This is a genomic window from Mesorhizobium sp. M2A.F.Ca.ET.037.01.1.1, assembly GCF_003998075.1.
GTDB lineage: Bacteria > Pseudomonadota > Alphaproteobacteria > Rhizobiales > Rhizobiaceae > Mesorhizobium.
Genome location: NZ_RZSA01000975.1, coordinates 1 through 2388 on the forward strand (window position 1 = coordinate 1; position 2388 = coordinate 2388).

Annotated in this window: 5 protein-coding genes; 4 read left to right on the forward strand and 1 reads right to left on the reverse strand. The window is 63.3% G+C overall.

Translation table 11 applies throughout. The annotated features are described in order from the left end of the window. On the reverse strand, positions 1–457 hold a 457-nt coding region (locus EOA27_RS32140; protein WP_189562186.1), incomplete at its 3' end, for a hypothetical protein. Here EOA27_RS32140 and EOA27_RS32145 point away from each other — a divergent pair. From EOA27_RS32145 to EOA27_RS32160, 4 genes are all read left to right on the forward strand, one after another. Beyond that, on the forward strand, positions 457–735 hold the full coding sequence (locus EOA27_RS32145) for a hypothetical protein (RefSeq protein ID WP_127258213.1): 279 nt from the start codon (positions 457–459) through the stop codon (positions 733–735). The genes EOA27_RS32140 and EOA27_RS32145 overlap by 1 nt on opposite strands. Beyond that, the gene (locus tag EOA27_RS32150; protein WP_127258216.1) at positions 728–1567 is read left to right on the forward strand and encodes a hypothetical protein; all 840 of its coding nucleotides are present in this window, start codon (positions 728–730) and stop codon (positions 1565–1567) included. The genes EOA27_RS32145 and EOA27_RS32150 overlap by 8 nt, the downstream gene beginning before the upstream one ends. A gap of 152 nt (positions 1568–1719) precedes the next feature. Beyond that, positions 1720–1986 carry a hypothetical protein gene (locus tag EOA27_RS32155; protein WP_127258219.1) on the forward strand — a complete coding sequence of 89 codons (267 nt, stop codon included), beginning with the start codon at positions 1720–1722 and terminating at the stop codon, positions 1984–1986. Continuing rightward, positions 1973–2388: hypothetical protein (locus EOA27_RS32160; RefSeq protein ID WP_210214187.1), on the forward strand; the 416-nt coding region annotated here is incomplete at its 3' end. The genes EOA27_RS32155 and EOA27_RS32160, both read left to right, overlap by 14 nt.

Genomic DNA, 2388 nt, shown 5'->3' on the forward strand with positions numbered 1-2388 from the left:
GTTCGCGCTCATCCTCGACCACGCCGGCAACAGCATTCCGAAAGACCAGGGCGGGCGCGGCCACGGCCTGCCGGATGACGACCGCGAATGGACCCTTGAGGGCCATCGGAAAAAGAAGCGGGCGAAGGATGACGAAGACGACGAGCCGGCGGTTACGACCCGCCAGTGCCCGAACTGTTACCGCGTCCATCAGCCCGCGCCGACCTGTCCGCAATGCGATCACGTTTATCCGACGATGGGCCGCACCGTGCAGGAACTTGCCGGTGAACTGGCCGAAATTGACCGCACCAAGCGGGTCGAGGCGAAGCGCGAGCAAAGCCAGGCCAAGTCGTTCGAAGACCTCGTCGCGCTCGGAAAGATGCGCGGCATGAAGAACCCCCACGGGTGGGCGAAGCACGTTCACGCCGCCCGAATGGCGAAATCCCAAACCCGATACGTTCGATGAAAGGTGAAGCAATGCCCCGCTCTTATTCCGACTACATCAAAACCGGCCAGATGACGCAGCTTGAAGCGATCAAGTTTAACACCGTGCGCAACGGAGGCCGCGTCGCCATCGCTGGCGTGCTCGCTGCCCATGTCCGTGACGGCCTGCCGGCGGACGCCGCCGCCTTCGGCGTGCTGGACACCCTGGCGGTGAAGCTTGTCGAATGGTACGGCGCCGCCGCTGCCGGCGAGGTCTTGCGCCATTACGCCGACGTGTGCGAGCGGCAGAAGCCGGCGACCACCAATGGCTAAGGTCAAGTCCATTTTTGAGAATGAGGCCGCGCTTTGCGCCGCCTTCATTTCCGGCCTGCCGGACGGCTGGACCGCGTACGCGGAAACCGCCGGTTTCGACATCCTCTTGGTGCGCCAGGCAGATGGCGCCCAAATCGGCGTTGAGGCAAAAATGACCCTCAACGCCAAGGTGCTGTTGCAGGCCGCCGAAGGCCTGTACGCGGGCCGGGGCAATGGTGAGCGCGCCGCCCCGGACTTCCGCGCGGCCTTGGTGCCTTCCGGCGCCGCCGGTGTGGAAATGAAAGCGATTGCTCAATACCTCGGCATCGCCGTGGTTGAGGTGCAAAGCCAGGCCTCGCGGGACGAAGAGGAAAAAGCATTCGCCGAGCGATACGGGATCAGCTACAGGCGCGCCCATCGCAACGAAAAGCCTGTCTTCTCGCCGGAACTGCCGAAGCTTGGTGGCTATGAATGGCGCGAAGAGTGGGCCGACCACTGCCCCTCTGAACGGTGCAAGGTGCCGGACTATGTGCCGGACGTCGCGGCCGGGGCCTCGGGGCCTTCGCAGCTATCCGAATGGAAGATTAAGGCGATCAAGATTTGTATTGTCTTGGAACGGCGGGGCTTCGTTACCCCTGGCGATTTCAGGCACCTCAAGATTGATCGGAAGCGCTGGCTTGATATGCGTTGGCTCGCCCCGGCCGAAGAACGCGGGCGCTACATTCCCGGCCGCTCGCCGCTCAACCTTCGCGCCGCTCACCCGGTCAACTACGGCCAGGTCGAGGCGGACTTTGACAAATGGAAGCCAGCCGAACCGGGCGAGGCGTTTAAGCCCATGGCGGCGCTGCTATGAATGCCAGCACCGCGCTTATGAACCGTTGCCTTATCGCCCTGTCAAAGGCGGGGGCTACGGTGTGGAGAAACACCACGGCCTCGGGGTGGGCGGGCAAATCCTTTTCATTGTCGCCCGGCGAGCGGTACGTTGCTCGAGGTGGCGAGCGAGTCGTGCTCAACGCCTACCCGATCAAGGCGGGTCTATGCCCTGGGTCCGGCGATATCATCGGGCTCAAGTCAATCGTCATCACCCCCGATATGGTGGGCCGCCGCGTCGCGGTGTTCGGCTCTTGGGAAGTGAAAGACGGGACGGGGCGGCCTTCTAAGGAACAAGCCCATTTCGCGGGTTTCATCGCTGATGCCGGGGGCATCGGCGCGATCATCAAAAGTGAAGCGGACGCGCTAGAAAGTTTCAAGGCATACCGTGGCGGACAGTGAGCAGAAAATCCTTGAATTCCTCGAAGCCATGCGCTCGGCGGGTGTCCACATGGACACCGCCAACTCGCGCGGGGCATCGCATCCGATAGCCGATGGCAAGGTGCATCGCGCCAATGCCCAGGGAAAGAAAAAGGCCAGGAACCAACACGTTTGGTATGTGCTGCATCTGGACACCCCGGCCTCGGGCGCCTTCGGCGATCTGCAAACCGGCGTGCAAGATACGTGGACGGAAAAGCGACCGTCCAGCATGACGCCAGCGGAACGCGCCGCCCTGAAACAGCGGATGGCAGACACCCAACGCCAGCGCGAGGAAGAGCGGGCCGCTCTCAATGCCGCCGCTGCCGCCGCTGCCGGCCTCATCATGGCGTCGACCGAGAAGGCGCCGGCCTCACACCCCTACCT

Bases quoted from the DNA above. Each gene is read 5' to 3' on its own strand.
- EOA27_RS32145 (WP_127258213.1), top strand. From the start codon at position 457: ATGCCCCGCTCTTATTCCGACTACATCAAAACCGGCCAGATGACGCAG.
- EOA27_RS32150 (WP_127258216.1), top strand. From the start codon at position 728: ATGGCTAAGGTCAAGTCCATTTTTGAGAATGAGGCCGCGCTTTGCGCC.